General features: G+C 55.9%; 11 protein-coding genes. 7 read left to right on the top strand and 4 right to left on the bottom strand.

Translation table 11 applies throughout. The annotated features are described in order from the left end of the window. The first annotated feature begins 584 nt into the window (after positions 1–584). Positions 585–1,391, top strand: coding sequence for a putative bifunctional diguanylate cyclase/phosphodiesterase (locus AC0QHF_RS05675; protein ID WP_324703219.1), 807 nt, complete (start codon positions 585–587; stop codon positions 1,389–1,391). Positions 1,392–1,469: 78 nt separating this feature from the next. Here the strand turns inward: AC0QHF_RS05675 and AC0QHF_RS05680 are convergent, their stop codons facing one another. Both AC0QHF_RS05680 and AC0QHF_RS05685 read right to left on the bottom strand, forming a co-directional pair. Then, entirely contained in the window at positions 1,470–3,761 is a 2,292-nt protein-coding gene (locus tag AC0QHF_RS05680; protein WP_324703220.1) for a glycosyltransferase, read from the bottom strand. Positions 3,762–4,214: 453 nt separating this feature from the next. Beyond that, positions 4,215–6,080, bottom strand: coding sequence for a caspase family protein (locus AC0QHF_RS05685; protein WP_324703221.1), 1,866 nt, complete (start codon positions 6,078–6,080; stop codon positions 4,215–4,217). 699 nt (positions 6,081–6,779) lie between these two features. Between AC0QHF_RS05685 and AC0QHF_RS05690 the strand changes: the two genes are divergently transcribed. The 5 genes from AC0QHF_RS05690 (at position 6,780) to AC0QHF_RS05710 (ending at position 10,238) form a co-directional block, all read left to right on the top strand. Then, positions 6,780–7,481, top strand: coding sequence for a V4R domain-containing protein (locus AC0QHF_RS05690; RefSeq protein WP_324703222.1), 702 nt, complete (start codon positions 6,780–6,782; stop codon positions 7,479–7,481). Next, positions 7,478–7,777 (top strand): hypothetical protein, encoded by a 300-nt coding sequence (locus AC0QHF_RS05695; RefSeq protein ID WP_324703223.1) that lies wholly within the window; start codon positions 7,478–7,480, stop codon positions 7,775–7,777. The genes AC0QHF_RS05690 and AC0QHF_RS05695 overlap by 4 nt, the downstream gene beginning before the upstream one ends. A 76-nt stretch (positions 7,778–7,853) precedes the next feature. Beyond that, positions 7,854–8,315, top strand: a complete 462-nt coding sequence (locus AC0QHF_RS05700) for a globin family protein (RefSeq protein WP_324703224.1) — start codon at positions 7,854–7,856, stop codon at positions 8,313–8,315. Between the two features lie 45 nt (positions 8,316–8,360). Continuing rightward, entirely contained in the window at positions 8,361–9,029 is a 669-nt protein-coding gene (locus AC0QHF_RS05705) for a V4R domain-containing protein (protein ID WP_324703225.1), read from the top strand. 39 nt (positions 9,030–9,068) lie between these two features. Continuing rightward, the gene (locus AC0QHF_RS05710; protein ID WP_324703226.1) at positions 9,069–10,238 is read left to right on the top strand and encodes a pentapeptide repeat-containing protein; all 1,170 of its coding nucleotides are present in this window, start codon (positions 9,069–9,071) and stop codon (positions 10,236–10,238) included. Between the two features lie 178 nt (positions 10,239–10,416). On the opposite strand, the gene AC0QHF_RS05715 is transcribed toward AC0QHF_RS05710, so the two are convergent. Together AC0QHF_RS05715 and AC0QHF_RS05720 are read right to left on the bottom strand one after the other, a co-directional pair. Further along, positions 10,417–10,902: a 2Fe-2S iron-sulfur cluster-binding protein gene (locus AC0QHF_RS05715; RefSeq protein ID WP_324703227.1), complete on the bottom strand. Its 486-nt coding sequence runs from the start codon at positions 10,900–10,902 to the stop codon at positions 10,417–10,419. Between the two features lie 106 nt (positions 10,903–11,008). After that, positions 11,009–11,308, bottom strand: a complete 300-nt coding sequence (locus AC0QHF_RS05720) for a hypothetical protein (RefSeq protein WP_324703228.1) — start codon at positions 11,306–11,308, stop codon at positions 11,009–11,011. A 100-nt stretch (positions 11,309–11,408) separates the two neighbouring features. Between AC0QHF_RS05720 and AC0QHF_RS05725 the strand changes: the two genes are divergently transcribed. Next, positions 11,409–12,706: serine/threonine-protein kinase (locus AC0QHF_RS05725; RefSeq protein ID WP_324703229.1), on the top strand; the 1,298-nt coding region annotated here is incomplete at its 3' end.

A 12,706-nucleotide genomic window follows, 5' to 3' on the forward strand; every position in this document is an offset into this window, starting at 1 on the left:
ATCGACAACACTCAACTTTCCGCCACATCGATGGCAGATATTTTGTGGTTCATTATCAGAATTTGATAGGAATGGGGTTGTGAGCGCTGACTTACAATAAATAGAATGGGTCCCCATTCAGAACGCTGTTATCATGATTAATTCGCCCTCACAATTCGATCAGAACGTCCGAGCTGCAATTTTACTCAATCCCGTCCATGTTTCTCCCCAAACCCCCCTGGCGGAAGCCCTCCCCCTCATGAATGGTATCATAGGATGTCCGATCGCGGACAAAATTCACAAGTCCCGGGATGCGGAACCCACAGAATTGGCAAGTCAAAGTCAGACGGATTTCCATCAAATGGCCGGCTGTATTTTGATCGTCGAAGCGGGACAACTGCAGGGAATTCTCACGGAACGAGATATCGTGCGCCTATCCCTCGGCGAGATGAACTTGGAAAAAACGGCGATCGGGGCGGTGATGACCACCCCCGTTTTCAGTCTGCGGGAAGAGGAAGTGACCGATCTATTTGTCGTTTATAACCTGATGCGACGACACCAGATCCGCCACCTTTTACGGCATCGTCGAAATTCTCCAGCTTCAGGTGTGCCACCTGATCGAAAGTCGGGATGGGTTGTTGGAATCCCGAAATTTCGATTTAGAAAAAGCCTTCGATCGCCACGAGTTTCGCCTGGTGTATCAACCCCAATTGCAGTTGGACGGCGGCAGAATTTCCGGGGTGGAAGCTTTACTTCGCTGGGATTCTCCGGAACATGGGGTAGTCGCCCCAGCCGAGTTTATCCCCTGGGCCGAAAAAACCCATTTTATTATCAAACTCGGCTATTGGATTTTGGAAACGGCCTGCCGCCAAGTCAAGCAATGGCAAAAGAGTCTGACGGGTGATTTGGCGGTGGCGGTGAACGTGTCCGGCAAACAATTAACCGATCCCAATTTTGTCGATCGCACCGTGGATATCCTCAAGCGGACGGGTTTTTCCCCCCAACTTTTGAAGTTGGAATTGACGGAAAGCGTGTTGGTGGATAACCTCAGCGTTGCCGCCGAACAGTTCAAGCGGTTGCAAGCCGAACAGATCCAAATTGCGATCGACGACTTCGGGACGGGTTACGCTTCCCTATCTTACCTGCAATATTTTTCCTTTGATATTTTAAAAATCGACCGATCTTTTATTGCGGGTATCGACCAAAATTCCAAAAATCAGGCGATCGTCGCCTCGATTTTGCGTCTGGCTCAACAGTTGAATTTTCAGATCATTGCGGAAGGTGTAGAAACGGCGGCAGAACGAGAATTTTTGGCAGAAAAAGAATGTCACTGCATTCAGGGTTACGGGTTTTGTCCTCCCCTGGAGGTAGCCGAGTTGCCCCTCTTTATCGAACGACATTGCCGGGGCTAAATTTCCGCCACCGCCGGGGGAGAAAACAGGGAAATGGGAGGGCGAGCGCGACTTCGCGAATTCGTTTAAATCAAAACATCAAACCTGGGAAACGCGGATCGCCCTGACATTCCGATCGCACAGAAACCTCGGTTTCAGCAAGACTTTAAACAGCAGCCACAGTGATCGCAACTCCCCCGGACTTTCCAAGTCTTTCCACTGTCCGGGACGGCAAAATAACATCTCCACCAATTTTCGATGTTGGGCAACTGTCACCCCCTCAAATGCCACGCGAAGAGTCGGAAATTCACCGGAACAGTTGTAATGGGCGATCGCCCCTTTCAGGGACAGTTTTTCATCCAAAATTGTCAGATTTACGGCTATCTGCGATATCGGATAAAATGTCGATTTTTCGCATTTTTTCATCAGGCGATCGCTGTCCATAAACCCGCCCAAATTTTGGGTTAAAGCCACTTCCATGCCCACCTCTGACATCGAATTTGTTACCCCCCAAATGGGCGTTTCTTGTCCGTCAATTTTGAGTTTTACGACCCGACGCAATGCCAACCATTCGTAACCGTCGGGTTTTGGAATGTCGATCAAAATCAACAACGTGACCGCCAGAATAATGAGATTGTAAACACTCCAGATCAATCCCAATCTCACCCCGGGAAATGCGTCCAAATTCGCCACAGTTGACCACCGCTGCCAGTTCACAAATAGGCTGATTAAGGTGGCAAAAAATAGCATAATTATCGGCAATCCCAATTTCCAAGAAAATTGCAAATCGTCTTTTTGCGTCCCTTTCTTGGTGACTTTAAATCCCCCATCGAAGGGGTTAAGCATGACTTTGACGATCTCGAACGCCAGCGGAAAACACGGGAAAAAGGCGTATATTTCGGACAAAAAAGCCGAGCGCGATCGCCGGTTTAGCCAAGAAAATGTGAGGAGAGAAACACAATAATAAGGGATAAAAAAGTACAGCAATTCCCGGCCGTCGGTGCGGAGTGGTACGACTCCCAAAAACGCATAAGCCAAAGGCATCAATATCAAAAAAACCCGGGAAATGCTCGTAAACCAATACAGCAGCCCTTCCAAATGCCCTAACCGCTGCCTGAAAGTCAAACCCGGGATGGTGAGGGGATTAGAATCGATAAAAAATGCTTGCAAAGTTCCCCGCGCCCACCGCGTCCGTTGAGTCAGGTGTTCGGCGATCGTTTCCGCCGCCAATCCCGCGCTCAATTTCTCATTTAAATAGACCATTTTGTAGCCCACCGCAGACAGACGAATGCCGGTGAAGTAATCTTCGCTGATGGATTCGGTAACGAAACCGCCGACCCGTTCCAAAGCGGTGCGTCTGACCACAAAAGAGGTTCCGGCGCAGAGGAGACTCCCCGCCCCATCTTTGAAGGGCTGAATTTGTCGGTAGAAGACTTCTTCTTCCGGGGGGATGATATTTTCCAACCCCAAATTTCGGGCGATCGGGTCGGGGTTGTAAAAACTTTGGGGGGTTTGAACCAAAGCCATTTTTTCATCTTGAAAAAAGCCGACGGTGCGGTTTAAGAAATTTTTGGTCGGGATAAAATCGGCATCGAAAACGGCGACCAATTCGCCCTCGGTGAATTCCAGGGCATGGTTGAGATTGCCGGCTTTGGCGGCGAAATTATCGGGGCGGGTCAGGTAATGACATCCCAATTCTTCAGCCAACTGTTTCACTTCCGGCCGGCGGGTGTCGTCCAAAAGGTAGACGGTTTTGTGGGGGTAGTCCAGCGCCTGACATCCGATGACCGTGCGGCGGAGAATGAATGAGGGTTCGTCGTAGGTGGGGATCAAAATATCGACGGTGGGCAAAAATTGGCCGGCGAGAACGTCCCTTTCCAGGCGGTCGGCTTCGGCGTTCCGTTCCGGCGTTTTGAGTAACAGATAGAGTTGAATGCTGCCGATGACCAAAATGTAGATTTCCACCCATAGTAAACCGAGGCTGAAGATGCCGTTGAGGGGATCGCCGACGTTGAGGGTGGAAACCGATCGCCACAGCAGATATCGGATCGTCAACGCCAGCAAAATTCCGACAACGATCGCCCGCGATACCGGCGTCGGTTTCGGGCAAATTTTCGTCACTGTAAAGGCGATCGCGGCCAGTATAATGGTCGGCATCCACAGATATTTTTGGGGCAGATCCGGCAATTCCAGCCAGAAAGGCGACTGTTGCTGCGCCCGGTGGACTTGAGAGAAAAAGTGCGCGATCGCCCCGGACCCGGAGAACCACCCGAGGGCGATCGCAATCAAACACGCGATCGCGCCCAAAATCACCAGCGTGGCTGTTTGGGGACGTTTAATTTTGCTCAAAAAAGGCGGTTTGAGCAATTGATTGGCAAACCCTGATCTCATGACATCACTCCAACATAAATTTGATCGGCGAAGGGAGAGAAAGTCGCTCTCTTCCAAAGTGGCTTTGCGAACCGGCCCCAATTGGGTTACATTATTCGACACTTTCCCAAAAAATGCGAGGTCAAGCCCTTCTACGGCAGGCAACAGGCAACGGGAAGACCAATCGTTCGCAGTCGGGGTTTCCGAATCGATCCGGGTCCCGAGGGTGCTCGCGGGTGCTATATAGCGCTGTGCGAGCCGTGTAATGACAGGCCGGACGGGTGAGAATTGTCAATCCCGACTCCCTACGACCGACTCCCGACTCCCGTTTCTATCACTCAACTGGCCGTCTCTGAATTTTCTGCGAGGGCGGTCTGAAATGTGCCTGAGAATTCGTGTTCCATCAAAAAACAGGACAAACGATGAATGCCTGTCCTGTGCTTTGAATCCCAACCATTGGGGGTCGGCGATGCCTCAATTATTCTTCTGGCTCTCAGCCTGAGTTTTCCATTTCGCGATCGCCGTCTGAGCCGGTTGGTAGGCCGGAGTCCCCTCCGGGATCAACAGCGCCGCCTGAACAGCCGTGTCGAACTGTTTGTTATTCGCCCGGGACTGGGCCAGCTTCCAAATTTCGCCGCTCCACCGAGCGATCGCCTCCTGAGCCTCCCCGTAACCCGGTTCCCCCGGTTGAATTTCGGACACCGCGCTGATGGCCTTGCTGTAGGTCGAAGCCTGCCCCGCCTTAATTTGAGAGCGGGCCGCCGCGATTTTCTCCCGGTTCCCCTGCAACTGCTGCACCTGTCGGTCCCACTTCTGAATTTGCAGTTGAGCCTCCTCGTAAATGGGGCGGTTGATTTCCGGAACCAAGCGGGCCGCCGCCACAGCCTCCTCCACATTGCCCGTCGCGGCCCGCCCCTCGGCGATATCCAAAATCATCCGACTCCAGCGCTCGATCGCCAACTGCGCCTCCGGGTAGGCCGGATCGTCCTTCGGGATGCCATCGGCCCGGGCGATCGCCTGACTCAGACTCGACGCGGACGTATTTTGCAGGAGGACTTGGGCCGGCCGCAGGGTCTCCATCGAACCGGCCGCCGGTTCCTCCGGAGTCTCGGGGGGAGCCGGCGAGGAGGCGACCGTCTCTTCGGGAGTCCCGTCCGCCGTCGGTTCGGAAGTTTCCGTCTCCCGCTCTTCGGACAACTCGGCGGGGGGGAGGGGGAGTGTCGCCGTCGGTTGGGAACCCACGAAAATCGAGCGGTTCGTGAAAAAGACGCCCAATAACAGCAACAGTGCCGTCACGCCACTCCAGAGAATCAGTTGTTGAAAAAATGATCGATCCGACATAATTTCTTCCGTAGGCTGTTGGTCTGTCGGCGAATGGTCTCGCCCTGCATCCGATTGGCTGCCGTCAGTTTTTCCCCGACCCGGCGGCGGGGCGGCCGGCTTCGCCGGCTCCGGCGCTTCCGAGCCATCAACCGCTTGCGGCGGCGGGGAAAGTTTCAGATCCGAAACCGCACCCGGAGGGATGCCATTTTGTTTGGGTGCGAACTCCAGACCGGCTCTCGAATTGCCGTCCGCAGCCAGAGCCGCGGCCGCCTTCGCCCGTTCCGGCCGCAGTTGCAACTCGCCGAATTCGGCCGACGCCCCGACAAAGACCGGATTTTGTGGCGGCCGCAGGTGCTGGTCTGTCAGTTCCGGGAGGCGATCGCCCAAAAATGACTTCAGATCCGCCAACGTTTGGCACCGCCCCGATTTGAGTCCTTCCAGGAGCGCCGCCGTAAAAAAGCCCTGGCGCAGGGACGACGTTTCTCGGGACACCTGGTCGGGGCGGCAGGAGAGTACCGCCGGAATGCCCATTGCTTCCGACAGGGCCACCGTCTCCGTGCCGACGGGATCGCCGGCCCGGACGCCCGGGCTGCGGTTGACATCCAACAGTAGGAGGCGGTGGCGGGCCGGCGCCCGGAGCAGCAACTCGAACAGCGATCGCACCGGAATTCCCGTCTCTTCCACCTTCAGGCCGTTGCCGTCGATGGGGAGCAGGTAATCTTGCCCCTCGTGGTGGAGGCCGTAACCGCTGAAAAAACAGCAGAGCGTATCTTCCGGCCGCAGGTGTTCCAGACAGATGCTCTCGAACCAGTCCAAAATATTTTCTCGGTTGGGATAGGTGGGCATCTCCGACTTTTCCGGCGAAGTATCCGTCATCAGCAGGCAGTTGTCCGCCGTGAAACCCGCCTCTTCAACCCAGAATTTATAAACCGCTTCCGCGTCCCTTTGGGCGTAACTCAAAGGTTGCAGGAATTGATATTGATTAATTCCGATCGCAATACAAGCGTGATGTTTCATAAATTTTTTTCTTTGGAAGCCCGCCCCCCCTCTCGAAGGTGGGGGTCGGGAGGACAAAGCGTCAATTGCGGTGTGGAATCCGAGACTCCCCGGACATCCGGGTGGAACCTGCCCAAACGATAGCACATTCATTCTCCCCTCAAAAGCCCTTCGGACAGACCGTCGGCCAGCGGTTTTCGGGGCGCGATCGCGGCGCCCGATTGCCCCGAAGGGCGAAATTGTAAAGAAATTGAGATGTATCCGCCCCCGTAAATCGAGTTAAATTAGAAACAGGGGTGTGTCGGTGGGGCGAGTGCGAACCGCACGGGGAAGCCCGGGGGAATCAACGTTCGGATGCCAAATACTGCGGCGATCTTTCAGGTGGAAACCCGCCCGGATTCCATCAAATGTCGGCGGGCGTGGATTTCGCCCGACTTTCGGTCCTCCGGCGACGGACACCGGACTTAGACCCCTCGGCGATCGCCCGCAATTGTCGATTTTTCCCCTCGTCCAGCCGGAGTTTCCCAGACAAAAACCCGCCACCCCCAGGCGTCCCCACCGGTCAACCCCAAGGGCGACGATCGCACCCGGATGTGAACGGAGTCGAGCTTCCCCCGCTCCCCGACCGGATGCCGACGGCGTCATCGCGTACCGATGCGCGTCGCGTACCGATCAGGACATCATTTTGACCCACCCGCATTGAAAAGGAGTATTGTACGGATGGCTTCAACCTCCCCAGCCCAACGTCCGGCCCGGATGCAGTCCCTGCTCAAACGGACGAATCCCAAAGCCCATAACCACTACCGATTTCAAGATTTTTTTAGCCTCGAACCGCAAACGGGTGCGATCGCCGACTGGAACTCCTCCCGCAACATCCTGGCGAGCGAAGACTTCATCATCGGTTTGGTGGAGGGGTTGGAAGAAGAAGTCGGCCCGGCTTCCTCCGTGATCATGTACACCATCGGACAGCAGTGGGGACTCGAAGATGCGGCCTTCTTCCGAGAGTGGTTCGAGCAGGAATTCGGGCGCAGCATCCGCAAATCCAACTTGATGTTCCTGTTGGAAACTTGGTGGTGGCCCTTCACCGCCCAGGGGTGGGGACGCTGGGAAGTGGACATGAGCGATCGCAAGCACGGCTGCATCTTTATCAACCTATTCGACTCGGCCGTCGCCCGCAGCCTCGGCGACGTCGGCAAACCCGTCTGCCACATCTACGCCGGCCTGTTCTCCGGATTTTTCAGCACCCTCGTCAACAAATCCCTCAGTTGCATCGAACTGCAGTGCTATTCGATGGGGGAAACCTACTGTAAATTCCTGCTCGGAAATCCCGACCGCATCGACGCGGCCGCCTTCTGGCTCAACGAAGGGGCGACGGCCCGAGACATCCAACGGAAATTGCAAGAAGGAGGGCGCACGTCATGAACGCTCAGGCGACACCGACCGGCGGGGAGAATGGCTCCGACTGGCTGTGTCTTTCCGTCCAGGACTTTTTCGGCACTTTAAATTGGCAGGGAACCCCCCAAAGCCAAAACACCAACGGCCACCGCCGGGATGCCGTCCAATCGTTGACCGCCACGGTGGAGGAGTTTTTCCAAGCCTTCGTTTGGGAAGGGACGCCCGAAGTCGGACAGCTTCCGAGCCACTCGGGGGCCTCACAGTCCAATTCTCCCCCCGAAGAAGATGACGTCACCATCGAAGACCTCGTGAATTTGTTCTGACATCGGAGGAAACCGTGACCCGCTCTCAGGGTCCGGGAACCCCCGCCCCCAATCAATCAACTGCAAGGGAAATGCCATGCAATCAGATGTCAACAGCCTCTTAGTGCAGGCAGAAAATCGTTATCTCAAACCGGAAGAACTGCAGGAATTCAAACGCCACGCCTCGACGATGGCGCAGCGGCTCAAGATCTACGAATTTTTGCGCGATCGCGAAGCCGCCATCTTTGAACCCATTCTCAAACAAGTGCAGGCCGGAGTCCCCGAAGAACGGCTCCCGATCCTCGAACAATCCCTGCAGCGATGGATTCTCATCCTGCGCCACTGCGCGATGGCGATGCTGCTCGACGACGCGGACGCCTTGGAAAACAATCTGCTCGGATGGCTCAAGGGTCTGGTCGCGACCCACCACAGCCAAGACATCGAAACCCAAATTCATCAACTGTTGCTGGCCCGCCTGCAAGAACTGCTCTCCCCCAAAGCCATCAAGTACCTGCAACCGAGTTTGGACCGGGCGAAAGAAATCTTGCTGACCGACTGACAGGAGTGGCGAGGGACCCTTATCAAAAGAAAGAAGGTAAAACTGATGATAGAAATCGACGATATACTCAGACAACCCCAACTCCCCGGCAACTATTTCGCCTTTAACGCCTACGTCCGGGGAGATTTAGAACTCGGCCTGTTGGAAAATCGGCGCGGCGATCGCCTCCTCGCCCTGCCCGACACCCTGATCCGGGCCCTGTACAAAGGTTTGGAGCAAGAAACCGGTCAAGCCGCCCGCCTGGTCCTCTTCAACTGCGGCCGGTGGTGGGGCAAACATTTTTACGTTCGATTTTGCGAAGAAATTGGCGAATACTATCACAAACCCGTTGGCCAAATGGAAATGATAGAATTTCTCCAATGCCTGCAACAATGTTGGAAAACCCACGGGTGGGGAACCTTGGAAATGGATGCCGGCCAATCCCGGCAGGGGTTCCTGCTGATTCGCACCACCAACTCCCCTTTCATCGACCAAGCCCCCAAGGGGGAGCGGCCGGTCTGCCATCTCGAAGCGGGCTTGTTGAGTTCCTTTTTCAGCCAGTTGACCGGCCGCGACCTCCACTGCGTCCAAACCACCTGCGAATCCTTGGGTGCCGATTGCAATTGCTTCATTCTCGGCTTGAGCGATCGCCTCAAAGCCGCAGAATCGATGGTCGATGCGGGTCAAGACCACGATACGATTTTCCGGCAACTTTGCCAACCCAAGTCTGGTTAGTCCTCGCGGACTCAGTCAGATTGATTTCCGAGCGAACCTATGGATGCCACAGAACTGCTCAGTCGATATGCTTCAGGGGAAAGAAACTTCAAAGGAGTTAGCCTGCGCGGAATTATCCTCACCACCCAAACCTTTCCGGGAAATAACATCTCAACTTTGGGGGTCGGGGCGACCCAGCTCCACAACCGGGCGCAACTCATCGGTGCCGATTTCAGCGAAGCCGATCTCACCCAAGCCCATCTGAGTTGGGCAAATCTCAGCAAAGTGAATTTGAGCGGGGCGAACTTGAGCGGGTCGAACTTGAGCGGGGCCAGCCTCAACGGCGCCAACCTGCGAGGTGCGACTTTGAGCGGCGTGAATCTCGAAAGTGCTCATCTCAACTGGGCCGACCTCACCTGTGCCATCTTTATCAAAACCAATTTGAACAAAGCCGATCTGAGTTCGGCCAATTTGACGCGGAGCAACTTGCAAGACGCTCACTTGGTCCGGGCCTATCTGATCAAAGCCAACCTTTCCCAAGCCGATTTGAACCGGGCCGATCTGAGTTCGGCCAACCTCAAGGATGTCAACCTGAGTCGGGCGAATCTCTCTGAGAGCAAAATGACCCGCGCCAACCTGACCGGCGCCGACCTCACGGAAGCCGACCTCAGCGGCGCCAACCTGATGCGAACCAATTTGCGAGGGGCCAACCTGACGGACACCTATCTGAATGCCGCTTCCCTCGTCGAAGCCGACCTCCTCCAAGCCAATCTGACCCGCGCCAACCTCAGCCAAGCCAACCTCAGCAAAACCTATTTGCGGGATGTCTGTCTCAACGGCGCCCACCTGACCAAGGTGAACTTCAGTGGGGCGGATCTCGGGGGCGCGGACTTGAGCAAAAAGTTATTGACCGGCATCAACATGGCCGGGGCCTATCTGAGCGAGGCGACCCTCGTCGGTGCCCTGCTGATGGAGGCGAACCTCAGTTCCGCCAACCTCAGCGATGCCAACCTCAAAGATGCCTGCCTGATCAATGCCGATCTGCGGGGAGCCTATCTCGAACGGGTCGATTTGAGCGCGGCGAACCTGACGGGAGCCAATTTGACCCGCGCCGACCTCCGCGAAGCCAATTTGCGCGACGCGATTTTGGCCCAGGTCGAACTCAAGGGCGCCCAATTAGCGGGGGCGACCCTCCCCAACGGGAAAGTCTACAAACCCTCGAAAAAATGAAGGCGATGCCCAAATGTTTGGGGAGTCGGGAGTCGGTATTAGGGAGTCGGGGGGACTCCGGGGGGCGACCGGAGGCGACCGGAGGCAGGGGAGGAAAATCCTCTGTGTGTTCTGAGTCCGCTTTTCCCGCCCCCTTCGCCCCCTCCGGTTCCCCCGCCGTCAGAAACCGGCTCCGGTCTTATCTGGCGTCTTTCGTGCGAGACATATATTCCCCCACTTGGAGTTGAGTTTCTTTGAGTTGATTGATAATCGATCGCGTGATCAGTTTCCCCGTTTCGACGACCACATCGCCGGTGATAGGGTGCAGCAGCTCCTGCTCGGCCCGCCGTCCGATCAGACTTTCGATATCTTCGATCTCGTTGATGTACATCCCGGAGGGCAGTTCGACGATGATGCCTTCCCCGAGGACGTGGGCTTGGCAAGCCAGACGGGAGGTTTTCTGGGCGGTGGTGATCACTTCCAGGGTTCTCTGTTCCCGTCGATTCACCGGAGATAAACTCTCCATTCCATCTTTGATGTAGACGTGGCACGTGGCGCACATCCCGCGGCCGCCACATTCTTTCAAGACGTGAAGTTCTTTGCTCAGGAGGGCCGACAGGAGATTGGAATTGGTTTGCACCTCCATCTCTTCGGCGATGGGTTCGAGTCGGATCACTTTAGCCATAATTTCATTGAAATTTTTACTTGGGGCGATCGGTCAGTCAAACGGAGAGCGGATGAAATTCTCGGATTCATTCCGGATGGTCGAGGGCGACCCAAAAACAGGGGTATCAACAGGGGGAGGCGTCCGGTTCTTTCACCCAGACGATATAGGCTTTGGGAGTTTGGGTGATGACGGTATCTTCGCCGAGGTTGCCGAGTTTCGCCGTGATTTTCAAAGTTTTTTCGGCGCTCTGAACGGCTTTAAAAAAACTATAATATTCTCGACCCACCCGGATAGCGGGGACGGGCCGTTCCAGATCGGGGACGCGGATGTGGCAGGTATGATATTGACTCCTCGATTGTATGATTTTGGTAGGAGCCGGAGAATCGGACTTGAGATTGGGGTCGGACTGAATCGGAAATGACATGGCAATTGCAGTGAAACAGTTGAGTGCGATCGCGGTTCGAGGCGATTCAAATCAGGGTAAATCTATTTTAATCCGATTGGGAGAGGTATAAACTGGCGCAATGCGACGTTCTAAATACCGAATTTTGGGATGGGTCGGACAGGGACAGTACGGCAAGGTCTACTGCGGTTCGGATCGCAAGACGGGTCAACTCGTCGCCCTCAAGGAACTGAGCCACCAGCGATCGCCCACCAGCCAGTTTCTCCAGGAACTTTGGTACATCATCAGTTTGCAGCATCCCAACATCGCCGCCTGTCTGGGCCTCGAACACATCGAAACCGGGCGCTATCTGGTGATGGACTACTGCGAAGGGGGAACTCTCAGGTCTGGGATCGAAGGCGATCGCTCCCTGGGACTCCTCGAAAGCGTGCAGCTCGTCGCAGATGTCTTGAAAGGGTTGGACTACGCCCACCAACGGGGTGTGATCCACTGCGATATCAAACCCGAAAATATCTTGCTCAGAGCTCGGGGAGACCGGTGGCAGCCCAAACTCACGGACTTCGGCATCGCCCGCCGCCTGCCCTTGGACGGCGACGGCAATCGCCCGGTTTCCAACCAACCGACCGGCGGCTCCCCCGCCTACATGGCCCCGGAGCGGTTCTACGGACTCTATTCCCCCCAATCGGATATTTATGCCGTCGGCGTCGTCTTGTACGAGTTGCTCGTCGGCGACCGCCCCTTCCACGGCACCTTCAACGAATTGATGTGGGCCCACATGAACCACCGCATCGATCTGCCCGCCTTTTTGCCCGAGTCCCTCCGAAAACCGATCAAAAAATCCCTGGAAAAATTGCCGGCCCGCCGCTTCCCCACCGCCGGGGCGATGGCGGAGGCGTTGACCGAAGCGATCGCCGATCCGGAAGTTCGGGCGATCGGCGATCGTCGTCTCCAAAGGATACCCGACGATTCCCAAACCGAATCTCCCCCCGCTACGGACGATCCCATTTTCCCGAAACTCGTTTCCGACTCCCTCCCCTCACCCCTCCCTCAAAATCCGGCAACCGACACCGCAGACGATTCCCCAAACCTCCCGACGGAAGCCAAACCCCTGCTCGTTTCCGACCCCGGCCACCTCTACCGCGCGATCGGCCAAACAGTAGAAGTCCGATCCGCCGCCGCCGAACCCCCTTCCCAAATCTCCCTACCCGAACCCGTCCTGGCCTTGTATCCCCTGTCCGAGGGATGTTGTATTTTGACCCGCCACCATTTATATCGCTGGCATCCCAACTCCCCGAATACACGACCCCTGCTCGACTTCACCCCCCCCTTGAGCCCCCCCCTTGAGCCCCCCCCCGAATCCCGGCCCGAAACCGTCGCGATCGCCCCGAACCGCCACTATTTCGCCGTCGCCCTGCCCCG

Source organism: Lyngbya sp. CCY1209 (assembly GCF_055795065.1).